Origin of the sequence: Staphylococcus agnetis (assembly GCF_011466855.1) — a bacterium.
Taxonomy (GTDB): domain Bacteria; phylum Bacillota; class Bacilli; order Staphylococcales; family Staphylococcaceae; genus Staphylococcus; species Staphylococcus agnetis.
In genome coordinates this window covers 662795-688218 of record NZ_CP045927.1, presented here as the reverse complement: position 1 = coordinate 688218, position 25424 = coordinate 662795, and the positions used below count along the sequence as shown (strand labels likewise).

Genomic DNA, 25424 nt, shown 5'->3' with positions numbered 1-25424 from the left:
ATTTCAATCATTGCTTGTTCAAAATTAGTTTGATAAAAATATGCTAAACATCATAAAACTTTAATATCGAAAGTGATATTTTTGAGATCTTCGGTATTAATTTCCACATTTTCTCTATCACTTTGTAACGCTTTATGTGTTTCAAGGGTATATCTATCGCCAGATTTTGTATGGATGACAATATCACCTTTCGGAAGTTTATCACCTAAATACAAACCGTAAGACACATGCGCATACCTTACAATATGATCCAACTCTTTAAGTGTAATTTTCCCTTTATTTAATGTGACATTACGCTTAGGCGTGTATGTTGTACCATTAAAAAGGTAAGTGCCGTTAATATTTAAACGCACTTCATTTGATTTCAAAGGTGCATTTGAGTATGCCCAAATTTTTAAGTTCCCTTTTTTATCACCTATTTGAGATTTACTATATCTATCATATAACGATTTAACCGCTGCCGCTTCATTTTGCGAATGTACTCCTTGCACTTCAGGCGTCGCTGCGTGAGTTGTATTTGAAATACTGCCTAAAGCAGCTGTTCCTGTAAATCCAGTTAAAATAATTCCTGCCATCGTAAGTTTTGTTAAGCATTTTAAAGGCATCATTATCTCTCTCCTATCTTAGTTGAATTCAGTTTTTTAAACTGCACATCATGATGTATGTTTATTATATAACTAAAAATTAAAAATAAAATATACAGAATATTAAAGAATCTTAATTAAATCTTAATCCTCGTCAATTCAAGCACTCAAGTTCCATCACAACTCCACTTATAATAGATTGTTTGCATCTGAAGTTGCAGCTAAAGCAACATTATATTCATCGTTAATCAATATATGACTTCATATAAAAAACCGTTGTGACAAACAATCGCAACGGTTTAAATCATCATAAACTATGAGCTCATCCTTACCACTCGTGATTAGAGTAACATACTCTAAGGGACAAGCACTCTTACCATTAAAAAAGCATCTCATGATTGGCCAACTACAATCCATGTTCTCTTAATGTGCCATCTTTTTCTCATAGCGTGTTAAATCATTATCGTGACCAATCATAATTAAAATATCATCAAATTCTAATACCATTTCAGGGTCTGGCGCGACAATAATTTCTTTACCACGTTTGATAGCGATAATATTAATACCGTAGTTGGCACGAATATCTAAATCTACTAAACTTTGTCCTGCTAATTTTTCATTTACTTTCATTTCAATAATAGAGTGTTCATCTGAAAGTTCTAGGTAATCAAGAACTGTGCCGCTCGCTACATTATGTGCAATTCGGCGACCCATGTCACGCTCAGGATGGACAACCGTGTCCGCCCCTATTTTGTTCAATATTTTAGCGTGATAATCATTTTGTGCTTTGGCAGTAACTTTTTTGACGCCTAATTCCTTTAAAATTAACGTCGTCAGTGTACTTGCTTGGATATTTTCACCAATCGCAACGATGACATGATCAAAGTTTCTAATTCCTAAACTTTTCATAACAGCTTCATCTGTTGTATCCGCTACAACTGCATGTGTTGCGATATCACTATATTCATCTACACGATGTTCATCACTATCAATAGCCATCACATCCATATCAAGCGCATTCAGCTCACGTACAATACTTCCGCCGAAACGCCCTAAACCAATTACAACATACTCTTTATCCATGATTTACCTCCGTAATAAGAAAAGATCAAGCATGAAAATGGTAAAGTTAATCTTTGTATTCATACTTTAGATGTCGAAGTTAGTATTATACTTCCACATGTATTCATGATTATTATAACAGTTTGAACGGGTAACTTTCCCGTTCTCATTAACATGCGATATTAATGAATACTCCTATTTTCTACCTCTTACATAGTCTTTGTCAAATACAAATAGTTTAAGCAATAACGCTAATGATGGCAATAATAAAACGAGTCCTAAAATGAATACAATAATAAGTGCAATTGCCATTGAATCATTCGTCACCGCATGATCAATGCGCACATATGGATATAATAAATACGGCAATTTACTTATACCATAACCAAAGAATGCTGTTCCTATTTGAATAATGACAAATATAAACGCCATTCCATGGGCTTTTTTCAAATACGTTAGGATTCCCGCAATTAGAAACGCGATAAAGCTAATGATAAATAACCAACCATACGTAAATACCGCAGTATCAAAATGCGTTTTATTTTGCACACGTAATGATAAAAAGACAAATAATGAAATCATAATCATAGGTGCGCCCCACATGAGAAACCATTTACGTAATAATAAATAAGCTTCTTCATCTTTGGCTCTATGCGCATAAAATGTTAAAAATCCTGATGATACATAAAGGACGGTTACGATTGATAATAAAACAACCGCCCAGCCATATGGGCTTAAAAGTAATGCAATCCAATCCAAGTCAACTAGGTCATTCGATGTACGAATTAAATAGCCTCCTTCAGATATTGTTAAAACCGTTGATAAAGATGCTGGAATTAACAAACCTGAAATCGCATAAATCATCAACCAAGATAATTTTGAATCTTGTCCGTAATTCTCAAAAGCATAAAACGCACCACGTGCCGCTAACAAGATTAAAGCAAGTGAGCCTGGAACAAGTAATGCAGTTCCATAGTAATAAGCTGTATCTGGAAAAAATCCAACAATACCTACGAAGAAAAATACAAAAAATACGTTCGTCACTTCCCAAACAGGGTTTAAATAGCGTTGAATCAGTCCATTAATTTTCTTAGATTCACCAAACAATTTGGCATGCATGGAAAAGAATCCTGCCCCAAAATCGATGGACGCGACAATAATATAGCCGAAGAGGAATAACCATAATACTGTAATACCTATCAATTCATAGCTCATTGAAATTCACCTCTTCTTTCTGCTTGTAACTTAGCGATGTCATCTGAAATCGATTGATTTTTAAACATTCTGACGAGGACAAAGGTCGTTGAGAATAATAAAACGAAATATAATAAGGCAAATAAAAGTGTTACAAAAGGTAGGCCGCCTGCTGTTGTAGCCGCATCTTGAACTTTAAGTATCCCTCTAACCATCCATGGTTGACGTCCTAATTCTGTTAAAAACCAACCAAACTCAATCGCAAGCATACTCGCTGGTCCAGTTAGAAGAATGGCATACAACAACCATTTCTGATGTGGATTCCACTTTTTCACCCATAACGTCACGACGTAAAGTGCTGAAACTACAAAACAAAAAATTCCAAATATAACCATTAAATCAAAGAAATAATGCACAATGAGTGGTGGTAATTCATCTTTTGAAAATTCGTTAAGCCCTTTCACTTTTGTATCAAAACTTGAGTCTGATAAAAAGCTTAACGCACCTGGTATACGTATAGCACCCTTGACTTCTTGGGTAGATTCATCTAAGACACCAAACAACACTAAATCTGCTTTAGATTCTGTATTGAAATGCCATTCGTAGGCGGCCAATTTTTCAGGCTGTTCTTGATGTAAAAATTTAGCCGATAAATCACCTGCAAGCATTGATAACATTGAAAATATTAATCCTGCAATCATCGTCAATTTAAGTGCTTTTTGATGGTAAATCGTATCTTCTTTCACTTTGTTTTTTATCAATTTAAATGCCGCAATTGTTGCTAAAATAAAAGCCATTGTCATGAGTGCTGTTGCAACAACGTGAAATGAGCGCACAAAAAATGACGCATTAAACATTGCGGCAATCGGATCGACGTTGACCATTCTCCCATTTGAAATCTCCATACCTGCTGGTGTATTCATAAACGAATTCACAGATGTTATAAAAAATGCTGAAAATGTGCCACCGATTATGACAGGTATACTAATAATAAAATGTGTCAATTGATTTTTAAATCGATTCCATGTATAAAGATAAATACTTAAAAATATCGCTTCAAAGAAAAACGCAAATGTCTCCATAAATAATGGTAGTGCAATGACATGTCCGCCAATACGCATAAATGTAGGCCATAACAAGGACAACTGAAGCCCAATGATTGTTCCAGTAACTACCCCAACAGCTACTGTAATCGTATAACCTTTCGCCCATCTTTTAGCTAACGCCAAATAGCGTTCACTTTTTTTCTTAATCGCTAAAAATTCAGCGATTGCAAAAAATACTGGCATCCCCACGCCAATCGTTGCAAATATGATATGGACGGCAAGTGTCATTCCAGTTAAAAATCGACTTAATTCAACTGCATCCATTTCATCACTCCTTTTATCTTTTTCCAAAGCAACTTACATTATACTGACACAACAATTGAAACAGAATGTGTATGCTTATTTAATGAGTGACAATTTAATGACATGACGCAAAATTGCCATAATTTACAATTTGACTTTCTAAAAATTAGATTTATAATTTTAAATTCAAAAATATAGCTACGTCATGTATACTGTAATAATTGAGTGAAAAATATGCGCGTAAAGGAAGGTCTGAAGATGCCAAATATCGTTATTTATACGCAAAATGATTGTCCACCTTGCACATTTGTTAAAAATTACTTAACTGAAAAACAAGTTGAATTCGAAGAACGTAATATTTCAAACGCAACCTACCGTCAAGAAATGATTGACTTGGATGCTTTTGCAACACCTTTGATTCTTATTGACGATGAACCTATGTATCAAGTAGATATGGATAAACTTAATCAAAAACTAGGATTATAACAACACAAGGGTGTATGACAACGTTGTCATACACCCTTGTAGTATATTCTATCTTTATGCTTTTGTTGTATACGCATGAACAAGTGACACCACTTCATCCACCGTTGCACACTGAATCGCTTTGTCTGCAAGCTGTTGCATCTCAGTTTGACTTAATTGTTTAATTTGGCGACGCGCTTTTAGAATTGAAGTCGCACTCATTGAGAATTCATCTAATCCTAAACCTAATAGTAATGGAATCGCAGTTTCATCTCCTGCCATTTCACCACACATACCTGTCCATTTACCTTCTTTATGAGAAGCTTCGATGACTTGCTTAACAAGTCTTAAAATCGCAGGATTATAAGGTTGATATAAATACGACACGCGTTCTGACATACGGTCAGCTGCCATAGTATATTGAATTAAGTCGTTCGTTCCGATACTAAAGAAGTCTACTTCTTTCGCAAATACATCTGCAAGTGCTGCAGTAGAAGGAATTTCAACCATAATACCAAGTTCGATATCATCGCTTACGGTAACACCTTCATTTTCAAGATTTGCTTTTTCTTCTAATAATAACGCTTTCGCATCACGGAACTCTTGGACTGTCGCAACCATTGGGAACATGATGTTTAATTTTCCATACGTAGAGGCGCGTAATAACGCACGTAATTGCGGACGGAAAATATCAGGTTGATCTAAACATAAACGGATTGCACGATATCCAAGGAATGGATTCATTTCTTCTGGTAAGTTTAAATAAGGTAACTCTTTGTCACCGCCAATATCTAACGTACGAACAACAACGCGTTTGCCATTCATTTCTTCGAGCACTTTTTTATAAGCTTCGAATTGTTCGTCTTCAGTTGGCATATTATCGCGTCCCATGTATAAGAACTCAGTACGATATAAACCGATACCTTCAGCACCGTTCTCTTTAACACCTTCTAAATCATTTGGTGTTCCAATGTTTGCAGCTAGCTCAACATGTTGACCATCAAGCGTTTTAGACGCTTCATCACGTAATTTTTTTAATTCTTCACGGTCTGCAAAGAATGATTGACGCTTATGTTGATATGCTTTAAGTTCATCATCTGTTGGATTTACAATGACATCACCAGTTAAACCGTCAACAATCATCATGTCACCTTGTTTAACGTTTGAAGTTATCGTTTTTGTCCCAACAACTGCTGGAATTTCAAGTGAACGACTCATAATTGCAGAATGAGAAGTACGTCCACCAATATTTGTTACAAACCCTTGTACATATTGTTTGTTTAGTTGTGCAGTGTCAGAAGGCGTTAAATCGTGACCTACAATCACTACACTTTCATCAATAATACTTGGATTTGGAAGTTCCACACCTAAAATGTGCGCTAAGACACGTTTAGAAACGTCACGGATATCAGCAGCACGTTCTTTCATGTACTCATTATCCATCGACTCAAAAATCATAATGAAGTTTTGAGTGACTTCCGTTAACGCGTGTGGTGCGCTAGCTTTTTCATCACGAATTTTAGCTTCGATCGGTTGAATTAATTCTGGATCGTCTAAAACAAGTAAATGTGCATCAAAAATAGCCGCTTTATCTGGTCCTAATTGTTCCTCAGCGTTATTTCTAATTTTAGTTAGTTCGATTTTAGAGTTTTTTAATGCTTCATTAAATTTAAGCACTTCTGCTTCAGTATCGTTCGTCGTTGTTTCAGAGAAACTCAAATCTGGTTCGATGAGCATATAGGCTTTAGCAATTGCGACACCGTCAGATGCAGCAATACCTTTCATGATTTCAGACATTATTTTGTTAAACCTTCTTTTGATAAGACTTCAGAAATAGCTTGAATTGCTTCTTTTTCGTCGCTACCATCTGCGTAGATTGTAATTTCAGCGTCTTTACCCACACCTAAGCTCATAACACCCATGATTGATTTTAAGTTAACTTTTTTCGCATTGTATTCTAATTGAATATCAGAATCAAACTTTGAAGCAGTTTGAACTAACATTGTCGCCGGGCGTGCGTGAATTCCTGTTTCGTCAATAATTACATATGATTGTTGTTCCATCTTTTATCTTACTCCTTCTATTCCATAAATTCATTAGCATAAATTTATTTTTAAATTAGCTACTTAGCATTACATTACCAAAAAGTACATTTATTTTCAATTCGAAAATAGTTGTCATGATACGTTTTCTCTTGCTTTTCAACAATTTTTCGTCAATTCAGATAAGAGACTTTACAACATTTTCGCATTTTTGAATATGTTCTTTACCAACTTTCATCATAAAATAGTAACTAATTGATGCTGATACAGCTTGACCTACTAATGGAAACCAACGCGTTTGTTTCGCAGCTGTACGTTTAGCTACGTCGCGTATAACAATGCGCAGGATGCCTTTAGATACTTTTTTACCTATTAATTGGCTACCATGCAAGCCTGCAGCTATCTTGATGCGGTTTTTCATATCATCTGTCATTTTATTCACTTGTTTATGATCCAAGCCATAAATTTTATTGACATCTTCTATAATATCTTTCATTAGCTTCATATCTACCCCTACATCGAATCCCGGAATAGGTATTACCGTAGCACCTGAAGACACCAATGCTTTTTTCTTAATGACTGATTCTGCGTATTGACGTCTTTTTTCGATTTCAGCTTCTGTTTTCGGTAATGCATCCTTCACTTTAATTTCATCAATATGCATCACTTTATTACTCATTTTTCGCGTCATTTTATCTTTTAAACCCATAACTAGGCCACCTTTCAACGATATAATAACTATATATACCCTTTTTTATCATGCGTTATGCTGTAATGTAACAAATACAACTTTTAAATATTTAGAAGGTTTATAATGTGGGTGTGTTTTAAAATCTTTAGGTAATCCCATCACTTCGTCTAATTGATAGGAAACATTCGCTTGATTCAAAGTTGTTTTAATCGTATTTTTAAATGCATTAAGCGTATACATACTATGATTGGTGCTTAATATCAATGTACCGCCTGGATTGAGTATCTTTAAGGCGTTTTGAATTAATAAGCCATAATCTTTCGTAACAGAAAAGGTCTTCTTTTTGTTTCTAGCGAAGCTTGGTGGATCAATGACAATTGTATCGTACGTATAACCATGTCGTTCCGCATATTTATAATAATCAAACGTGTCCATGACATAAATAGATTGTGAACTAGGGTCAATGTCATTAATACCGAAATTTTCTTCCGTAAGTTGCCGTGAACGATTTGCTAGGTCTACACTTGTCGTTTGTGCCCCATTCGTAGCGGCGATGACAGAAAATGCACCCGTGTAACTAAATAAATTCAAGACCCGTTTACCATGACTATAATAATCTCGTAATTTTTTTCTTACTTCTTTTTGGTCTAAAAATATTCCAGTCATTGGGCCATCATCTAAGTGCACATTATAAAAAGTAAAATTTTCTTCAATAATAATTGGAAATTGTGTTTTTTTACCTAACACCCAACCACTTTTAATTTCATCATTTTTAAAACGTGTTTTTTCATAAATAGATTTAAATGGAAAGATGGCTTGTATTGCTTCTAAAATATCGGCTCTAAATTGATAAATGCCTTCAGAATACCATTGAACTAAAAGATGGCCATCATAATAATCAATTGTAAGTCCCCCTACACCATCACCTTCGCCATTAAACAGTCTAAAGGCATTCGTTCCTTCGATGTGATAATAATACGCACGCACATCATGTGCTTGTTGAAATAATGTTTTGAAGAATAACGTATTAATCGCTGTTTCACTATCATAAGATAAAATCCAACCTAATCCTTTATGTTGGCGCCCCACATAACATGTTGCGATAAATTCACCTTTTGATGATTTTAATTGGAAAAGGTCTCCTTCATTCAAACGGTCACTTTTAAAAATATCTGTTTCCACTATTAAAGGATACTGATTGAAATATTTTTCTTCTTTCCCTTTATTTAAAATTGCTGTTTTCATAATGTCAGCCTTTCTTTTATAGCATTTATTTTAGTTTAACATGAATCAAAGGAATCAATGAAAGTCTTTTTATTGGTGTTCATTTCAAATTATCAGAAATGAAAACATCAAAATCTATAATCAAAGCAAATTAAATCAAATAAACAGGATGAGACATTTCAGTCTCATCCTGTTTCAACACCCTCATTAAACGTGATTTTCAATTTTTTCAGGTGACGGTTGGCGTAATTGGAATACAAAAGCCACAATTGCTGGTATTAACATTAAAACTAAAATTGGTGTAATAAAAATAGATAACATCAATCCGTGAATCAAAATTACGATATATTCTGTTAATAACTTGAAGAACAGAATGCTTATCATAAACAATTTTAAGTAATAATGACTACCTTTCATCATATTTGTAACGGATGTCCATATAAATATCGTCACAATTAATAGTAATAAGAATAAGCTTACCCATTCATAAACATATTGTGTTTGTGATAGTTGCCAATCACCTGATAAAAATAATCCATTGCGGTTTTTAAATTCTACTAAAATGAAGAAAAATAACACAACCCCGCACGCAATGGATACGTATTCTCTTTTTAACCATTTAGGTCGATGTAAGAACGATGGAATGTCATCTTCTTCTAACGTTGCCCATCTCAACCATTTGTCTTTAAAGGCTTCACGTTTACGTCTTAGTTTTTCGATATCAATGCTACGACGTGTACGATATGAAAAGTCTTGCGTAAGTTCATTTGTGCGATCTTGGATATCTTTGAAGTGGTATTTTGATTGACCCGCAAAACTATATTTTTTACTACGAGAATAAGGATTTTCTTCTCCTGTGATTTCTTCTTGCGTCATAGGTAATGCTCGACGTAAAAATAAAAAGTTCCAAATCGCCATTTGGCCAAGCAACCATAATATTACGAAAAACGTGTTAATACTTAATACATCTATAGGCGCAACTTGTCGTTCCTCTATCCGACTATAAAGTGCCAGTTGCCCAATGATATAACAAAGACCATAACTTATGATAATCCATAGATAATGTTTTTTACGATTAAACGGATTAAGTTCATCTTTGTACGTGATATATCCAATATGTATTAAGAATGGAAAAACAAAAACAAAAGCTACAATACCGTAAACTTGTGACATGAATATTAACGTTAAGACAAAATAAATAATACCAATTAATAAAAACAGTATTGAAATATCATAATCAAAACGTGTTGTGTTCGTTAGCGTTCTCCCAATAAAAATCATAAAAAGACCAAATAATAAGATGATAATGCCACTCACTAAAGGTATTTCACCAATATAATTACTCATAACGCGAATAATTTCATTAAAAAAGGCCATAATAAAGTCCCACAAGTTCTCAATGTGAATCGCTGGCTTTTTATGTGCACTGAATTGGTGAATAAGTGGAATATTAAGGAAAATAATAACACTTAATAAAATAGAAACTGCACCGATGATGTAACTGTAGATCACTTCGGTGTATTTATTAAACAAAGACATCCGCTTCACCTCACAATTATTATATACGAAGACGCAGTACATGTCTTTATAAAAAACAAATCTCATTCTTAAGATGGAGAGACGTAAAACGTTGTAAATACACGTATTTTTTCAGTTTTTATAAAACAATGTTTATCATACTGCTTTCACTATATTTATTTATATTATCTTTTTAAACACGATTAAAACATACTTTATTCATAAGATTAACGCATTTATTTATTATACCAAAAGTTACATTTGTTTGTTACCCTTCTTTAAATGTTTAATAAATAAATATGTGGGAACTCTTAGAAGTAGATAACATAAAAGGAGAGATGTTATATGTCTAAAGAAGAAATCAAAAAAGCAGCAGAAAATGCTAAAGATAAAGAACAAGAATTAAAAGATAAAAAAGATGATGCTAAAGATGGTGCTGAAAAAACGAAAGATGATATCCAAAGCTCTTTTGAATAACGCATCCATTCAATAGCTGTATCTATTCACGGGGTCAGAACGGTTTATGTTCTGACTCCTTTTTTATTAACTGTAGTTTATTTAGATTCTTACACTTATTTGCATATCATTGATTAAATTAGCGTGTCTCAAAATACATTCAATTACCATTCAAACCTTATAACCAGCACTTTTCGTCAACGTTTAATCCACCATTCGATTCCACGCATTGACATTTAGTGACGTCGGGTGTATAGTGACGTTAATCAATTCAATAAACACACACTAGGGGTGTGCAAACTGAGATGAGGTCATCACCTCAAACCCTTTGAACCTGAACTAGATGATACTAGCGTAGGGAAGTGTGAAGATAAACTCTAAATGATTCACAATACGTCTGTTATTTGTGACCTTTCATTTGGTGTTCTATTTACACGCCCACGCACAGTACCTTGTTTAGGTGCTGTGTTTTTGTATATATAGGAGGATGTTTATGCGTTCAAAACGAAAAGGTTTAACATTATCTGACATATTAGTTACAGTGTTAATCTCTGTCATTTTTGCTGTTATTTATAATCTTTGGTGGGTGGCATACTATACCGTTCAACCTCTCGGCTTACATCTTGATCAATTGATGTATGGCATGTGGTTTGCAGTTGCTGTTGTGGCCTACCTTATCATTCCGAAAATGGGGATTGCTTTAATCGCTGAATTTGCAGCAGGTGCAGGAGAAACAATTATTATGGGCCGCTTTGATATTCCTACGATTATTTATGCCCTACTCCAAGGTTTAGCATGTGAAATTGTTTTTGCGATTTTTAAATATCAATCACGTGCATTTATGGTAAGTGTTTTAGCAGGGATGGCAGCAGCCATTATTAGTTTTCCAGTTGATTGGTATTATGGCTATTTAAATGAAGTTGCCGCTTGGAATTTAATTTTACTTATTATATTCCGTTTACTCAGTGGTGCTGTTTTAGCAGGGGTATTTCCTTATTATCTTGTGAAAGCATTAGACAAAACAGGTGTTACCAAACTATTCCGCCCTGCTTCTAAAGAAGATTATGATGCATTATAAGGAGCATTCATCGTGTTAAAAGCTACAAATTTACGTTTAAAATACCCTAATGGTCCTAAAAAAATTTTTGATGGGCTGAACATCGAAATTAAAGAAAAAGAAAAAGTACTTTTACTCGGTCCCTCAGGTTCTGGTAAGAGTACGTTGTTGAATGTCTTAAGTGGCATCGTACCCAACTTAATCGATTTACCTATGAAATATGATGACTTAAAGGTTGCCAAAAATGCTGGAGTTATTTTTCAGGATCCTGATTCTCAATTTTGTATGCCACAGGTGAATGAAGAACTTGCGTTTGTGTTAGAGAACCTTCAAGTCCCCCAAAATGAAATGGATCAAAAAATTTCAAAAGTTTTGGAGCAAGTACAATTAGATGTTCATCCTAAGCATGCGATACATCGATTAAGTGGAGGAATGAAGCAAAAACTAGCGGTTGCAGGCACCCTTTTACAAAAAGCGGATACGTTGTTTTTAGATGAGCCTACAGCCATGTTAGATACTGAAGCAACTGAAAATTTATGGACATTGTTAAAAACGTTATGGGAAGATCAAACAGTATTAATTGTTGAACATAAAGTAGAACATATATGGGATGTTGTCGATCGTGTTATTTTAATGAATCATGACGGACAAATAATTCAGGATGGAACACCTTCTGACATCCTCACCCATTTTGAAGAGACCTTAACAGATTACGGCGTGTGGCACCCTAGAGCATGGCAAGTCGCTCCACCGGTTGTCCAACACAATACACATTCTAATTTTCGTCTTACTTTTAAAAATGGCATCATCAAACGAGGCAAAAAGCACTTATATTCAGTAGACACTTTTCAAGTGCAATCAGGTGATTGGATTGTAATTACTGGAAAAAACGGAGCAGGCAAGACTACTTTTTTTGAATCACTGATGCAACTCATCCCGTATGAAGGTAGCCTTACATTCAATAACACTCCCATTCGTAAACTTAAAACCGCTTCATGTCATATGTTTTTGGTTTATCAAAATCCTGAGCTTCAATGTTTACAAAATTCAGTTTATGATGAAATTTTCATTAATTTCAAGCATCAAAATGCCGAAGATGCCCATGAAGCAACTGTAGAAATGTTAACATTACTGGATTTAATTCATGTTAAATCTCAACATCCCTTTGAACTTTCAATGGGTCAAAAACGCCGTTTAAGTGTTGCGATTGCGTTAAGTACATCTGCAGATATCATCTTGTTAGATGAACCTACATTTGGGTTAGATAGTCATAATACATTTAAACTTATTGATTTATTTCAACAACGTATTCAACAAGGCCAGGCCATTATAATGAATACGCACGATCCAGAAATCATTCAACGTTATCCCACACATCATTACATCATAGAAAATGGAAAAATGTTTGAAAGTAAGGTGACAACATGATTGAATCTTGGAAGTCATATCGAACATTTATGGATAAAGTCAATATAATAACGAAGTTGTTTCTAGGTATCGCATTATTCGTATTTGTGATTTTCGTACATAATTTTGATACGATGCTATACCTTGTCTCACTCATGTTTCTTTTGACTTTGATACTCAGTGGTGCTAAATTCCGAGTTTTATTTATTTTCATCACACTGAGTACATTGTTTGCCATCAGTTCATCACTTTTTATGATTTTTTACGGTAATGGACATCATGAGCTCTTCAAAATTGGATTTATTCGCATTACGGAAGAAAGTCTCGTTCGTGGGTTGCACTTATCTCTAAGAACGTTGGTCATTAGCTTTTTTGGTTTAGCTATCGCGTTTACATCGCAAGTGATTATGATTTTTTATAGCTTTATGCAACATCTACGCGTCAAACCTAAAATAGCATATGCATTTATGGCTGCTTTTCGAATGTTACCGTTAATTATGGAATCTTTTATCCAATTGAGACATGCCCTTAAAATGCGTTATCAAATGATTCAAAAATCTCATTATCGTGGTACAAAACGGTTTTATCATATTTTAATACCTTTATTAAGTCAGAACATGCGTAAAGCGCATCGTCTTTCTATCGCAATGGAAATGAAAGGTTTTAAAGATGGACCGCGAACGTATTATTATGATGCGCCTTTTAGTTACCGCGATATATTACTTATCGTTTCTATCATTGGTATCGTACTTTGTGCTTTAATGTTGAGTCATTATATACCGATTACTGGCATTACGGATGTACGATAGGTGCTTTGCGTTTTCACGATCTCGATGATGTGAAAAGGCACACCATTTCCTTTCCTACCTTTCCATCTGCAAAGGAAATAACCCGTTTAAAGAGCCCTTCTCACACTTATTGTGTTTGAAGGGCTCTCATGATATATATCGCTAAATGGTATAACTTATACTTCCAATTATGTGGTGACAAATGATGCAACAAATAAATCTTATTTTAATGCTTTATTGGCAATATCTTTACGATAAAATAATGCGTCGTTTTCAATTTTAGAAACACGTTGATATGCTAATTCTTGGGCTTTTTGGATCGTATCACCTTCACCTAAAGCAAGAATGACACGCCCGCCACTTGTCACAAAATTTTGTGCCTCATCCTTTTTCAACCCACTTACAAAATAATGCTCTAAATCTTCTTCAAAACCAGTCACGTGATGACCTTTTTCATAAGAAGCAGGATAGCCTTTAGATGCTAACATCACACCCACAACCGATTCAGACTTCCATTTTTGTGAAATAGGCTTTTTGTCTTTTAACTCTAAAATATGTGCCATCAAATCACTTTCAAGACGCGTTAATAACACTTGTGCCTCAGGGTCACCAAAACGTGCATTGAACTCTATCACTTTAGGTCCTTCTTTCGTTAAAATAGCACCAATATATAGAATACCAAAATAATGGTAACCTTCTGCTTTTAACGCTTTAGCAATGGGTTGAGCAATACGATCATTCGTTTGACGTAAAACGTCATCACTAATATGCGGAACGGGACAATACGCACCCATACCACCTGTGTTAGGTCCTTGATCACCATCATAAGCACGCTTATGGTCTTGTGCAATCGTTTCAAATGGAACAGCATAGTCCCCATTCACAAATGTCATGACTGAAAATTCTTCGCCTTCCAAAAAGGCTTCAAATACCACTTTATCATTGTCATTTGGATATAACGTATGCACGGCATCGACGGCCTCTTCACGTGTATGTGCAATGATAACGCCTTTCCCCGCTGCTAAACCATCCTTTTTTAATACCACAGGTAATGCGCACGTATCAACATAGTTTAACGCTTCATTTTTGTCATTAATTTCACGATAGTCTGCCGTTGGAATATCGTATTTTTTCATTAAATTTTTGGCAAACGTTTTAGATCCTTCTATTTGGGCTGCTGCTTGATTTGGCCCAAACACTGAGATGCCTGCCTCAATTAATAAATCTGCTAACCCATCTGTAAGAGGTTGCTCAGGACCAATAATCACCCACTCAATCGCATGATTCTTAGCAAAATCAAGAATGGCATCATGGTTTGTTTCAGCAATTTCTGAATGAATGTTTGCTATAGAAGTCATCGCATCATTACCCGGAATGACATCAATATGTGTAACAAGTTTCGATTGATTTAATTTATGCACAAGCGCATGTTCACGACCGCCACTACCAATAACGAGTATTTTCATTTTTAGTTCCTCCATTAATGTTTAAAATGACGTACACCTGTTGTCACCATAGTGATGCCATAACGGTTTGCCATATCTATAGAATCTTGATCTTTGATGGAGCCACCAGGTTGAATAATTGCTTTGATGCCTGCTTTGGCGGCAAGTTCGACTGTATCGTCCATTGGGAAAAAGCCATCTGAAGCTAAAGCAACTTGGTCATTCATTTCAATGGCTTGACGAATGGCAATGTCTGCTGCACCGACGCGGTTCATTTGACCCGCACCCACACCTACAGTTTGATGGTCATTCGCAAGGACAATCGCGTTACTTTTAACCGCTTTTGCCACTTCCCATCCTAGCAACAATGCGTCCCATTGTGCTTCTGTAGGTTGTACATCCGTAACAACTTTCATCTCTTTGCGCGCCGTTTGTACATCATCTTTATCTTGGACTAAATAACCACCAGATACAGAAACAAACTCTTGTTCACCTAAGATAGGCGCCATATCAATTTGAAGTAAACGAATATTTTTCTTTTGAGACAAGATCTCTAGTGCTTCTTCATCGTATGATGGCGCAATGATTACTTCTAAGAAAATCTCATGTAATTGTTGAGCCAATGCTTTAGTTACTGTTCTATTAAGTGCAACGATACCCCCGAAAATAGATGTCGAATCTGCTTGAAATGCATGTTCGAAAGCTTTTTCGATTGTTGCACCAAGCCCTACTCCACATGGATTCATATGTTTCACCGCAACAGCTGCTGGCTCGTCAAATCGTTTTACAAGTGTTAACGCCGCATCTGCATCTTTAATGTTGTTGTAACTTAGAGGTTTGCCATGATGTTGCACAGCACCTGCTAAAGTATTAGATGCTTCAGAGGTACGTACAAAATATGCGTTTTGTTGTGGGTTTTCACCGTAACGTAATGCTTCTTTATTCTGACTAAAGTGATTAACAATGGCTTGGTCATATTCTGCAGTATGTTGATATACTTTTAACATTAATGATTTACGAAATGCTTCATCTAAAGTATTCGATTTTAAACGCTGTAACACTTCATCGTAATCTTCACTATGCACCACTGTTGTCACGTGCTTAAAGTTTTTTGCCGCTGCACGGAGCATCGTTGGCCCGCCAATATCAATGTTTTCAATGGCATCTGCTTCTGATACATCTGGATTTTCCACTGTCTTTTGGAAAGGATATAAATTGACGACAACCATGTCAATAAGGTCGATATCTTGTGCTTTTAATTGCTCTAAATGTTCTTGTTTGTCACGATCAGCTAAAATCCCGCCGTGAACAGCAGGGTGTAATGTTTTCACACGTCCATCCATTATTTCATCAAAATGCGTTAAATCTGAAACGGAAGCAACAGGTATGCCTGCAGATTCAATAGCGCGTAATGTTCCACCTGTTGAAAATAATGCAAAGCCTTGATCAACAAGTCCTTTAGCAAAATCTTCTATTCCTGTTTTATCTGACACACTTAAAATCGCTTTTTTCATTTAGAAATCTCCTTATCGAATAATCTTTTGAATGACTTCAGGATACAATTCATATTCCAATGCTTTAATGCGTTGCTCAAGATCTGTCACTGCATCATCAGGATATATTGGACATTCTCGCTGCGCAATGACTTCCCCAGTGTCCATGCCAGCATCTACATAATGTACCGTTGTTCCTGATGTTGTTTCCCTGTTGTTTAACGCCTGTTCTACCGCATGCTTGCCTTTATATTTAGGAAGAAGTGACGGATGTATGTTTAAAATCCGTCCTTCATAAGCATGGAGTAATGTTTCCCCTATTAATCGCATATAGCCTGCTAACACAATCCATTCAACACCGTCTTTTTGAAGTGAGTCACATAATGTTTCTTCGTAGTGCTGTTTTGAAGAAAACTGCTTCGGATCATATGCATAAATATTGACATGATACTTTTGGGCAAGTGCAACACAAGGTGCGCCTGGTTTATCCGTATATAAACCAGTCATCTCGATATTTTCAAGTTTCCCTCTCTCAATATGCTGCATAATATTATCAAAATTGGTACCTGATCCTGACGCGAAAATGGCTATTTTAACCATTTTTACACCCCCGACAAACGAATCGGTTCAGATGTTTCATCTATATAACCAATCGTATAGGCTTCACATTTTTCTTGTTTTAATAATTCATGGACGCGTTGCTCATCTTCAGCTGATACCACCATCGTATACCCAATTCCCATGTTGAAAATGTTATACATTTCTGCAGTTTCAATTTGTCCTTGTTGTTGTAACCAATCGAAAATACGTGGCGTCGGGAATGATGTTGTATCAATGACCGCTGTTTTCCCCTCAGGTAAAGCACGTGGAATATTCTCAAAGAAACCTCCACCTGTAATATGTGTCATCGCTTTAATTTTCATTTCTTTTTTTACAGCTAATACTGGACGTACATATAAAGCTGTTGGTTTTAACAAAACGTCTAAGTATGAGGATTCATTTGAAAACGTATCATGAACATTGACACCTGATTCTGCAACCAATTTACGCACTAAGCTGTATCCATTTGAATGGATACCATGTGAGGCCAAACCTATAATGATGTCACCTTTAGCGACCTGACTGCCATCAATATAGTCTTCTTTTTCAACAGCACCAACTGCAAAACCAGCAACATCGTATTCCCCTTCATGATACATGTCACCCATTTCTGCAGTTTCGCCACCTATAAGGGCCATACCTGTTTCCTCACAGCCATCACTAATTCCTTTAACAATGTGTTCAATAACCTCTGGAATCACTTTATTTGTTGCAATGTAATCTAAAAAGTAAAGTGGTTCTGCTCCAGTTGTCAAAATATCATTCGCACACATCGCTACGGCATCTATACCTATCGTGTCATGTCGATCGTAATCAATTGCTAATTTTAATTTCGTACCCACACCATCCGTTCCAGAGACTAATACAGGCGCTTTCATATTCAGTTGTGACAAGTCAAATGTCGCACCAAAACCACCTAGACCGCCTAGTACCTCTTTACGCATAGTACGTTCAACATGGCGTGACATGCGTTTTACCGCTTGATATCCCGCTTCAATATCTACACCAGCTTGCTTATATGATTCAGCCATGACTTTACACTCCTCTACGCTTTAATTCTTTTGCTACCGGTAATTCATGATCTACAATTTCAATTGGATATGCTCCAGTAAAGCATGCATTACATTCGCCTTTAGAACCATACTGTTTAAAGACATCATGCATACCCTCTATAGATAAATACGTCAGTGAGTCTGCACCAATCATGTCTCTAATTTCATCAAGATCATATTGCGCCGCCATTAATTCAGCATGTGTTGATACATCAATACCGTAATAACATGGATTTTTAAGAGGTGGAGATGAAATGCCCATATGCACCTCTTTTGCTCCAGCGGATTTTAACGTCTTTACAATATGTTTGCTTGTCGTGCCACGGACAATAGAATCATCAATCACCACGACACGTTTACCTTCAATGACATCACGAATTGGCGCATGTTTCATTCGAACTTGACGTTCGCGTACTGCTTGATCAGGTGTTATAAATGTGCGCCCGATATAACGATTTTTAAGTAATCCTTGTTCGTTTGGCACACCAGAAGCTTCCGAAAAGCCTTTAGCTGCTTGTAACGATGAATCAGGAACGCCAATTACGATATCTGCTTCAACATCCATTTCGTTCGCTAATTGTCTACCTAAAGCTTTTCTCACTTGATAGATAGAGTGCTTACGAAATTCTGAATCTGGACGTGCGAAGTAAACATATTCCATTGAACACATGCGATGATCGATATCAGACGTGTAATGATCGTAGTCAATATCATCTTCATTTGAAAAAGTAATCAGTTCCCCTGGCTCAATATCACGTATATATTCCGCACCAATCGCCGTAAATGCGCATGTTTCGCTCGCAACACAATAGGCACCATCAACTTTACCTAGCATTAATGGGCGCACACCACGGTGATCTCGTGTTGCTGTCAATTGTTGTTCATTTAAAATGACACAACTGAAAGCCCCTTTCATTTGGTTTAGTGCTGATTTTTGATTTGTTTTAATTGATTTTGAAGTCCCCTTAATCAAAAGATGTGCCAGCACTTCTGAATCACTTGTCGTTTGAAAAATACCGCCTGTAGATTCAATCGCTCTTCGTAGTTGAAGTGCATTCGTAAGGTTCCCGTTATGGGCTAATCCTAGATCACCTTTGGAATGTTTAAATAAAAACGGTTGCACATTAGACACTTCGCTAGCACCAGTCGTCGCATAACGTACGTGTCCAATCGCGTGTTTATAGCCTTCAAGAGATTTTAATTGTGCATCCGAAATCGCTTCAGTTAATAATCCCATTCCTCTTGCACCAAAGAGTTGTTCACCATTAGAACATACAATTCCAGCACCTTCTTGACCGCGATGTTGTAAACTGTGTAGTGCAAGGTAAGTTAAGTGTGCTGCATGAGGATGATTCCATATTCCGAAAATACCGCATTCTTCATTTAATCCGCGGATGTCATACATGCCTCAATTGCTCCTTCCCATTCACGCTTAATGTCAGATGTTCGACATTCAATAGTTGTATCAGAACCTTGAACTTTAAATTCATCTTGATCCGTAAATGTACCAATTTTGATTGCATCTTTCATATTAAATTCTTGTCCTGCTTTTACACTTACAATATAGCGACCTGGTGTTTCACTAAAGAACAGTTCTCGTGAAAACGGTAATACAGCATCAATTCCTAAATCAAAATATGCACTCATTCGAGCTAGCGTAATTAATACGCCACCTTTACCTACTGTTTGAACGTGTGACAATTGACCACTTCGAACGGCTTCACGAATGGCTTCACCACGTGCTGCTTCTTCTGTTAAATCCACATGTTCTGATTCATGATTCACGCGTTGATATAATAGTTTTTCAATTTGGCTACCACCAAAATGCGCCTTCGTATCCCCTACTAAATACAACGTATCTCCTGCTTCTGGCTGGAAATGATTCAAATAATCAATATCCTCAATTAATCCCACCATACCAACTACTGGCGTTGGGAAAATGGAAGACGTACGGGTTTCGTTATATAATGAAACGTTCCCTGAAACCACTGGTGTTTGTAATACATCACATGCTTCTGCCATTCCGCGTGTAGAATCAATTAATTGCTGATAAATTTCTTTTTTCTCAGGTGAACCATAATTTAGGCAATCAGTCATCGCTAAAGGTTTAGCACCCACAGCAATAAGATTACGATATGCCTCAGCAACCACCATTTTGCCACCTTCATATGGATCATTAAAAACATAGCGTGCTTCACCATCGATAGTAGAGGCTACTGCTTTATTCGTCCCTTCAACACGTACAACAGATGCTTGTAAACCTGGTTTTACGATTGTATTTGCACCCACTTGTTGATCATATTGCGAATACAAGTATTGTTTAGACGCGATGGTTGGATGTGTTAATAATTTTGTGAACACATCGTCTGCATCAATGTTTGCATAGTCACGTGTTTCTGGCGTGTATTCAGGTTTTTCTCCCTCTAAAATGTAAACTGGCGCTTCGTCTGCTAATGGTTCAACAGGAATATCTGCATAAACTTCACCTTCATAAGTGAGGATGAAACGATTTGTATTTGTCACTTTACCGATAACCGCGCTGTCTAGTTCATAGTAATCGAATAAATCTAAGAATTTTTGTTCTGTTCCTTTTTCTACTACAAGTAACATACGCTCTTGTGTTTCTGAAAGCATCATTTCATAAGGAGAAATACCATGTTCACGAACTGGCACTTTCTCAAGTTCTAAATGAATACCGCTTCCACCTTTTGCAGCCATTTCAGAAGATGATGATGTTAAACCTGCTGCTCCCATATCTTGGATGCCTACAAGTTCCTTATATTGGATTGCTTCTAATGTTGCTTCCATTAATTTCTTACCAACGAATGGGTCACCAATTTGAACAGATGGACGTTTACTTTCGCTTTCTTCTGTCAATTCTTCCGATGCAAACGTCGCTCCATGAATACCATCACGACCTGTTTTAAGCCCTACGTAAATAACGGAGTTACCTTCCCCTTTGGCAGTCCCTTTTTGAATCATGTCATGATCAATTACACCTACGCACATTGCATTGACAAGTGGATTACCGTCGTAACGTTCATCAAATTCAATTTCACCAGCTGTCGTTGGGATACCGATACAGTTCCCATAACCACCAATACCTGCAACGACACCACGACATAAACGACGATTTGTTTTCTCACTAAGTTCACCAAAACGTAAACTATTAAGAAGATTAATTGGACGCGCACCTATTGAAACGATGTCACGAATGATACCTCCAACACCTGTCGCAGCACCTTGGTATGGTTCAATCGCTGACGGATGGTTATGTGATTCCACTTTAAAAACGACAGCTTGTTGATCACCGATATCCACAACACCAGCACCTTCACCAGGTCCCATTAACACGTGTTCGCCTGTTGTCGGAAATTGTTTTAAGAATGGTTTAGAATGCTTATATGAGCAATGTTCACTCCACATTACCGAAAAAATGCCTATTTCTGTAAAGTTAGGATCACGACCTAAAATACGTTGAACTTTCTCATATTCTGCATCGCTTAATCCCATATCTTGATATAACTTCTCAACTTTAACCTCTTCTGCAGTAGGTTCTAAAAATTTAGGCATGTTGTTCCCTCCAACTTTTCACCATTGATTCAAATAATTTCACGCCACTATCCGTACCGAGTATTTTTTCCAATGCTCGTTCAGGATGTGGCATCATTCCACACACATTGCCTTCCTTAGATACGATGCCTGCAATATCTTCATATGAACCATTAGGATTATCAGTATACTTCAAAATAATTTGATTATTCTGAACCAAATCGTGATACATAGCTTCAGTACAATAGTAATGACCTTCACCGTGAGCGACTGGATAAACTACTTCCTCTCCTTCTTCATATAAATGTGTAAATGGTGTTGCTGCATTTGTAATCATTAAACGTTCATTACGACTTACAAATAAATGGCTATCATTATGTAGTAAAGCACCTGGAAGTAAGCCAATTTCAGTTAAAATTTGGAATCCGTTACAAACACCGAGTACAGGTTTGCCTTCATCCGCTAAACGTTTCACTTCATTTATAATAGGTGCCACACTTGCTACAGCACCTGAACGTAAATAATCTCCAAATGAGAACCCTCCTGGAATGAGCACCCCGTCAAATCCAGCTAAAGATGTTTCGCGATAGTCTACATACTCAGCCTCTACACCAGATTTAATCGCTGCATTAAACATATCGCGGTCACAGTTAGAACCTGGAAATTTAAGTACCGCAAATTTCATTAGTCATTCTCCTTTTCTGAAGCTTCACCTAAAATCGTATAGTTATACTCTTCAATTACTGTATTAGCGAATAATTTTTCGCTTAATGTAGTGACCACATTATGAATGGCTTCGTCAGTCGCTTCATCAACCGTTAAATACAGTACTTTACCAACACGAATATCATTGACTTGCTTGTAGCCTAAGTCGTGTACCGCACGTGTCAATGCTTGACCTTGCGTATCTAAAACTTGCGGTTGTAACGTAATGTGTAATTCAATATTTTTCATGATTAAAGTGCCTCCAGTTTATTTAAAAATGATTCATACGTTTCAATCAATGAGCCAGTGTCGTTGCGATAAACATCCTTATCAAAGTTCTCACCTGTCACTTTATCCCAAATACGACATGTGTCTGGTGAAATTTCATCTGCTAAGAGTAAGTGACCTTCTCGATCTTTACCAAATTCGATTTTAAAATCTACTAAATCCAATTGAAGCTCATCCATAAGTTGAATTAATGCTTGGTTAACTTGCAATGCTTGTGCTTTTAAACTTTGTATTTCTTCTTCATTGGCAATATGCAGGAGTTGAATATGATCCTCTGTAATTAATGGATCGTTCAATTCATCTTTTTTATAAAAGAATTCAACTAACGGCGCATCAAAACGATGACCATTTTCAAAACCTAAACGTTTCGTAATAGATCCCGCCGCAATGTTTCTTACAACAACTTCTAAAGGTACGATGTCAACAGCTTGTACAAGCTGCTCTGTTTCTGAGATGCGACGAATGAAATGACTTTTCACACCATGCTGTGCGATATATTCAAAAATAGCTGCTGTAATGCGGTTATTTAAACGACCTTTACCAGACATTTCATCTTTCTTTGCACCATTTCCAGCTGTTACTTCGTCTTTATATTCGATACGTAATACATGTGGTTCGTCCGTTTCATATACACGTTTGGCTTTGCCTTCATATAATAATGCGTGTTTCATGATTTTCTCCCTTCAAAATATGCGACAAGATTTTGTTCAGTAGCTTCAATTTGCTCTGTTAATTGAGTTAAATGGCCCATTTTTCTTAAAGGTTTTCGTGACGTTTTACCATAAATATGCACGTGCCATTCTGGATGTAAGTTAAATTCATCTTCGAGTAAATCTAAATCTTTGCCTAGTAAATTCATCATCACTGCAGGTTTTAAGAGTTCAATATTTTCTGGAAGCGTTTGACCCGTTACAGCCATAATATGCGTATCAAATTGTGAATAGTCACACGCTTCAATAGAATAGTGGCCTGAGTTATGTGGTCTAGGTGCTATTTCATTCACAAATAGTTGATGATTATCATCCACAAAAAATTCTACGGTGAACGTACCTACAAAATGGATAGCCTTCATAATCTTTTTGACTTCTTCACGTGCGAATACTTCATGGTCATCTCTCGCAGGTACGATGGTTTTAAACAAAATTTGATTGCGATGTTCGTTTTCTTGAAGTGGGAAGAATACGACACTACCATCTACTCCTCTTGTAACAGTTAATGAGACTTCCCTTTTTAAATTTAAATATTGTTCAGCGACACATTCTTGTTGTGCAATTAATGTTTTGGCTTCGTCAAAGGCTACATCAGAATTTACTAATACTTGACCCTTACCGTCATAACCACCAAAGCGTGTTTTCACGATGAATGGATAACCGAGTCGTTGACCAGCCTCTTTTAAATCATCTTCAGAAGTAATTTGTAAAAACGGTACAACATGTGCCCCGGCTTTAGAGATAGATTGTTTTTCAATAAGACGATCTTGCAATAATTGAATTGCTTCATATCCTTGAGGAACATTAAAACGTGTCGTTAACTTTTTTAGTTGTTCAGCATTAATATTCTCAAACTCGTACGTGATTACATCTGATTGTTCACCTAATTCGTTTAATGCAGCTTCGTCATCATATGCAGCATGAATAAATTGATGTGCAACGTGTTGCGTTGGGCATGCATTGTCAGGATCCAGAACAATAACGCGATAGCCCATCTTTTGCGCAGATTGTGCCATCATTTTTCCAAGTTGTCCTCCACCAATAATGCCTATCGTTGCTCCAAATTTGAGTTTATTGTAAGTCATTTTGCATATCCTCCACTTTTTCAACGAGTGATTGTTCGTAGGCGCAAAGTTGACGTTGAATCAATTCATCTGTTGTTCCTAATATACGCGCAACAAGTATGCCTGCATTTTTAGCACCTGCTTTACCAATTGCAGTGGTAGCAACTGGAATACCTCCGGGCATTTGAACGATAGATAATAATGAATCCAGACCCTTCAAACTTTTAGATTCAATCGGTACACCGATGACCGGTAATGTAGTCATAGATGCAACCATACCTGGTAAATGCGCCGCCCCTCCAGCTCCTGCAATAATCGCACGATATCCGTTTTCATACGCATGTGTTGCAAAGTCCACCATCATGTGTGGCGTACGATGTGCAGAAACAACTTTCTTATCGTACGGAATATTAAAATATTCCAGCATGTCACATGCTTCTTTCATAATTTGCCAGTCTGATGAACTTCCCATTATGACCGCAATTTTCACTATGAACACCCTTTCAATCATTTGAAATACCAAACCAATTAGTTGTATATTACAGGTATAGCATAACAATGTGACATGCTTTTTTCAATGCAAAAATCGAACTTTATTACATATTTTCGTTAAATACTTCGGTTTTTAACCGTTAAAACTTAATGAAATCAATGAATGTACGTAAAAAGTTCGAACTA

At 36.4% G+C, this 25424-nt stretch carries 25 protein-coding genes and 1 riboswitch; of the genes, 5 read left to right on the top strand and 20 right to left on the bottom strand.

The window, feature by feature from the left end; genetic code table 11:
- Positions 1-50: 50 nt before the first annotated feature.
- The 4 genes from selX to GJE18_RS03405 form a co-directional block, all read right to left on the bottom strand.
- Positions 51-608, bottom strand: a complete 558-nt coding sequence (selX, locus tag GJE18_RS03420) for an enterotoxin-like toxin X (RefSeq protein ID WP_240928893.1) — start codon at positions 606-608, stop codon at positions 51-53.
- A gap of 399 nt (positions 609-1007) precedes the next feature.
- Positions 1008-1667: a potassium channel family protein gene (locus tag GJE18_RS03415; protein ID WP_037566031.1), complete on the bottom strand. Its 660-nt coding sequence runs from the start codon at positions 1665-1667 to the stop codon at positions 1008-1010.
- A gap of 174 nt (positions 1668-1841) precedes the next feature.
- Entirely contained in the window at positions 1842-2861 is a 1020-nt protein-coding gene (locus tag GJE18_RS03410; protein ID WP_103345657.1) for a cytochrome d ubiquinol oxidase subunit II, read from the bottom strand.
- Positions 2858-4210, bottom strand: coding sequence for a cytochrome ubiquinol oxidase subunit I (locus GJE18_RS03405; protein ID WP_060550801.1), 1353 nt, complete (start codon positions 4208-4210; stop codon positions 2858-2860). The genes GJE18_RS03410 and GJE18_RS03405 overlap by 4 nt, the downstream gene beginning before the upstream one ends.
- A 237-nt stretch (positions 4211-4447) precedes the next feature.
- Between GJE18_RS03405 and GJE18_RS03400 the strand changes: the two genes are divergently transcribed.
- A complete protein-coding gene (locus GJE18_RS03400) occupies positions 4448-4675 on the top strand; it encodes a glutaredoxin family protein (RefSeq protein ID WP_060550800.1) in 228 nt (75 codons plus the stop codon).
- Positions 4676-4729: 54 nt separating this feature from the next.
- Here GJE18_RS03400 and ptsP read toward each other — a convergent pair whose 3' ends face one another.
- From ptsP to auxA, 5 genes are all read right to left on the bottom strand, one after another.
- A complete protein-coding gene (gene ptsP, locus GJE18_RS03395; RefSeq protein WP_060550799.1) occupies positions 4730-6451 on the bottom strand; it encodes a phosphoenolpyruvate--protein phosphotransferase in 1722 nt (573 codons plus the stop codon).
- A complete protein-coding gene (locus GJE18_RS03390) occupies positions 6451-6717 on the bottom strand; it encodes a phosphocarrier protein HPr (protein WP_037566021.1) in 267 nt (88 codons plus the stop codon). The genes ptsP and GJE18_RS03390 overlap by 1 nt, the downstream gene beginning before the upstream one ends.
- Positions 6718-6874: 157 nt before the next feature.
- Entirely contained in the window at positions 6875-7405 is a 531-nt protein-coding gene (locus GJE18_RS03385) for a hypothetical protein (RefSeq protein WP_060550798.1), read from the bottom strand.
- Between the two features lie 48 nt (positions 7406-7453).
- Positions 7454-8632 (bottom strand): class I SAM-dependent rRNA methyltransferase, encoded by a 1179-nt coding sequence (locus GJE18_RS03380; RefSeq protein WP_060550797.1) that lies wholly within the window; start codon positions 8630-8632, stop codon positions 7454-7456.
- Positions 8633-8818: 186 nt separating this feature from the next.
- Positions 8819-10150: a lipoteichoic acid stability factor AuxA gene (auxA, locus tag GJE18_RS03375; protein WP_107368960.1), complete on the bottom strand. Its 1332-nt coding sequence runs from the start codon at positions 10148-10150 to the stop codon at positions 8819-8821.
- 324 nt (positions 10151-10474) lie between these two features.
- On the opposite strand from auxA, the gene graF reads away from it, so the two are divergent.
- The 4 genes from graF to GJE18_RS03360 all read left to right on the top strand — a co-directional run bounded on the left by graF (position 10475) and on the right by GJE18_RS03360 (position 13858).
- Positions 10475-10606 carry a glycopeptide resistance-associated protein GraF gene (gene graF / locus GJE18_RS12105; RefSeq protein WP_197708977.1) on the top strand — a complete coding sequence of 44 codons (132 nt, stop codon included), beginning with the start codon at positions 10475-10477 and terminating at the stop codon, positions 10604-10606.
- A 256-nt stretch (positions 10607-10862) separates the two neighbouring features.
- A riboswitch (TPP riboswitch) is annotated at positions 10863-10963 on the top strand.
- A 115-nt stretch (positions 10964-11078) separates the two neighbouring features.
- Positions 11079-11663 carry an ECF transporter S component gene (locus GJE18_RS03370; RefSeq protein WP_165886081.1) on the top strand — a complete coding sequence of 195 codons (585 nt, stop codon included), beginning with the start codon at positions 11079-11081 and terminating at the stop codon, positions 11661-11663.
- Between the two features lie 12 nt (positions 11664-11675).
- Positions 11676-13070, top strand: coding sequence for an ABC transporter ATP-binding protein (locus GJE18_RS03365; RefSeq protein WP_060550795.1), 1395 nt, complete (start codon positions 11676-11678; stop codon positions 13068-13070).
- Positions 13067-13858 (top strand): energy-coupling factor transporter transmembrane component T family protein, encoded by a 792-nt coding sequence (locus tag GJE18_RS03360; protein ID WP_060550794.1) that lies wholly within the window; start codon positions 13067-13069, stop codon positions 13856-13858. Before GJE18_RS03365 ends, GJE18_RS03360 begins: the two co-directional genes overlap by 4 nt.
- 200 nt (positions 13859-14058) lie before the next feature.
- Here the strand turns inward: GJE18_RS03360 and purD are convergent, their stop codons facing one another.
- From purD to purE, 11 genes are read right to left on the bottom strand one after another with little or no spacing between them, the layout of a single operon-like run.
- Entirely contained in the window at positions 14059-15303 is a 1245-nt protein-coding gene (purD, locus tag GJE18_RS03355) for a phosphoribosylamine--glycine ligase (RefSeq protein WP_060550793.1), read from the bottom strand.
- A 14-nt stretch (positions 15304-15317) separates the two neighbouring features.
- Complete coding sequence (gene purH, locus GJE18_RS03350; protein WP_060550792.1) at positions 15318-16796, bottom strand: bifunctional phosphoribosylaminoimidazolecarboxamide formyltransferase/IMP cyclohydrolase; 1479 nt, start codon at positions 16794-16796, stop codon at positions 15318-15320.
- Between the two features lie 12 nt (positions 16797-16808).
- Positions 16809-17375 carry a phosphoribosylglycinamide formyltransferase gene (gene purN, locus GJE18_RS03345; protein WP_085622578.1) on the bottom strand — a complete coding sequence of 189 codons (567 nt, stop codon included), beginning with the start codon at positions 17373-17375 and terminating at the stop codon, positions 16809-16811.
- Positions 17376-17377: 2 nt separating this feature from the next.
- A complete protein-coding gene (gene purM / locus GJE18_RS03340) occupies positions 17378-18406 on the bottom strand; it encodes a phosphoribosylformylglycinamidine cyclo-ligase (protein WP_060550790.1) in 1029 nt (342 codons plus the stop codon).
- A gap of 4 nt (positions 18407-18410) precedes the next feature.
- A complete protein-coding gene (gene purF / locus GJE18_RS03335) occupies positions 18411-19832 on the bottom strand; it encodes an amidophosphoribosyltransferase (protein WP_060552466.1) in 1422 nt (473 codons plus the stop codon).
- Positions 19811-22000 carry a phosphoribosylformylglycinamidine synthase subunit PurL gene (gene purL, locus GJE18_RS03330; RefSeq protein ID WP_107368607.1) on the bottom strand — a complete coding sequence of 730 codons (2190 nt, stop codon included), beginning with the start codon at positions 21998-22000 and terminating at the stop codon, positions 19811-19813. The genes purF and purL overlap by 22 nt, the downstream gene beginning before the upstream one ends.
- On the bottom strand, positions 21993-22664 hold the full coding sequence (gene purQ, locus GJE18_RS03325) for a phosphoribosylformylglycinamidine synthase subunit PurQ (protein WP_039646367.1): 672 nt from the start codon (positions 22662-22664) through the stop codon (positions 21993-21995). The genes purL and purQ overlap by 8 nt, the downstream gene beginning before the upstream one ends.
- Positions 22664-22933, bottom strand: a complete 270-nt coding sequence (gene purS / locus GJE18_RS03320) for a phosphoribosylformylglycinamidine synthase subunit PurS (RefSeq protein WP_037566003.1) — start codon at positions 22931-22933, stop codon at positions 22664-22666. Before purS ends, purQ begins: the two co-directional genes overlap by 1 nt.
- A gap of 2 nt (positions 22934-22935) precedes the next feature.
- Positions 22936-23643 carry a phosphoribosylaminoimidazolesuccinocarboxamide synthase gene (gene purC / locus GJE18_RS03315; RefSeq protein WP_085622582.1) on the bottom strand — a complete coding sequence of 236 codons (708 nt, stop codon included), beginning with the start codon at positions 23641-23643 and terminating at the stop codon, positions 22936-22938.
- Positions 23640-24767 carry a 5-(carboxyamino)imidazole ribonucleotide synthase gene (gene purK / locus GJE18_RS03310; protein ID WP_060550787.1) on the bottom strand — a complete coding sequence of 376 codons (1128 nt, stop codon included), beginning with the start codon at positions 24765-24767 and terminating at the stop codon, positions 23640-23642. Before purK ends, purC begins: the two co-directional genes overlap by 4 nt.
- Positions 24754-25236 (bottom strand): 5-(carboxyamino)imidazole ribonucleotide mutase, encoded by a 483-nt coding sequence (gene purE / locus GJE18_RS03305; RefSeq protein ID WP_107368606.1) that lies wholly within the window; start codon positions 25234-25236, stop codon positions 24754-24756. Before purE ends, purK begins: the two co-directional genes overlap by 14 nt.
- Between the last annotated feature and the right edge of the window lie 188 nt (positions 25237-25424).

Excerpts from the sequence above, each read along its gene's own strand:
- purF (WP_060552466.1), bottom strand. The coding sequence starts at position 19,832 with ATGTATGACATCCGCGGATTAAATGAAGAATGCGGTATTTTCGGAATA.
- ptsP (WP_060550799.1), bottom strand. The coding sequence starts at position 6,451 with ATGTCTGAAATCATGAAAGGTATTGCTGCATCTGACGGTGTCGCAATT.
- GJE18_RS03385 (WP_060550798.1), bottom strand. The coding sequence starts at position 7,405 with ATGGGTTTAAAAGATAAAATGACGCGAAAAATGAGTAATAAAGTGATG.
- purK (WP_060550787.1), bottom strand. The coding sequence starts at position 24,767 with ATGACTTACAATAAACTCAAATTTGGAGCAACGATAGGCATTATTGGT.
- GJE18_RS03415 (WP_037566031.1), bottom strand. The coding sequence starts at position 1,667 with ATGGATAAAGAGTATGTTGTAATTGGTTTAGGGCGTTTCGGCGGAAGT.
- graF (WP_197708977.1), top strand. The coding sequence starts at position 10,475 with ATGTCTAAAGAAGAAATCAAAAAAGCAGCAGAAAATGCTAAAGATAAA.
- purL (WP_107368607.1), bottom strand. The coding sequence starts at position 22,000 with ATGCCTAAATTTTTAGAACCTACTGCAGAAGAGGTTAAAGTTGAGAAG.
- purS (WP_037566003.1), bottom strand. The coding sequence starts at position 22,933 with ATGAAAAATATTGAATTACACATTACGTTACAACCGCAAGTTTTAGAT.
- purH (WP_060550792.1), bottom strand. The coding sequence starts at position 16,796 with ATGAAAAAAGCGATTTTAAGTGTGTCAGATAAAACAGGAATAGAAGAT.
- GJE18_RS03360 (WP_060550794.1), top strand. The coding sequence starts at position 13,067 with ATGATTGAATCTTGGAAGTCATATCGAACATTTATGGATAAAGTCAAT.
- purD (WP_060550793.1), bottom strand. The coding sequence starts at position 15,303 with ATGAAAATACTCGTTATTGGTAGTGGCGGTCGTGAACATGCGCTTGTG.
- GJE18_RS03380 (WP_060550797.1), bottom strand. The coding sequence starts at position 8,632 with ATGAAAACAGCAATTTTAAATAAAGGGAAAGAAGAAAAATATTTCAAT.
- GJE18_RS03400 (WP_060550800.1), top strand. The coding sequence starts at position 4,448 with ATGCCAAATATCGTTATTTATACGCAAAATGATTGTCCACCTTGCACA.
- purC (WP_085622582.1), bottom strand. The coding sequence starts at position 23,643 with ATGAAACACGCATTATTATATGAAGGCAAAGCCAAACGTGTATATGAA.
- GJE18_RS03370 (WP_165886081.1), top strand. The coding sequence starts at position 11,079 with ATGCGTTCAAAACGAAAAGGTTTAACATTATCTGACATATTAGTTACA.
- GJE18_RS03390 (WP_037566021.1), bottom strand. The coding sequence starts at position 6,717 with ATGGAACAACAATCATATGTAATTATTGACGAAACAGGAATTCACGCA.
- purM (WP_060550790.1), bottom strand. The coding sequence starts at position 18,406 with ATGGCTGAATCATATAAGCAAGCTGGTGTAGATATTGAAGCGGGATAT.
- GJE18_RS03405 (WP_060550801.1), bottom strand. The coding sequence starts at position 4,210 with ATGGATGCAGTTGAATTAAGTCGATTTTTAACTGGAATGACACTTGCC.
- selX (WP_240928893.1), bottom strand. The coding sequence starts at position 608 with ATGATGCCTTTAAAATGCTTAACAAAACTTACGATGGCAGGAATTATT.
- purQ (WP_039646367.1), bottom strand. The coding sequence starts at position 22,664 with ATGAAATTTGCGGTACTTAAATTTCCAGGTTCTAACTGTGACCGCGAT.
- GJE18_RS03410 (WP_103345657.1), bottom strand. The coding sequence starts at position 2,861 with ATGAGCTATGAATTGATAGGTATTACAGTATTATGGTTATTCCTCTTC.
- purN (WP_085622578.1), bottom strand. The coding sequence starts at position 17,375 with ATGGTTAAAATAGCCATTTTCGCGTCAGGATCAGGTACCAATTTTGAT.
- auxA (WP_107368960.1), bottom strand. The coding sequence starts at position 10,150 with ATGTCTTTGTTTAATAAATACACCGAAGTGATCTACAGTTACATCATC.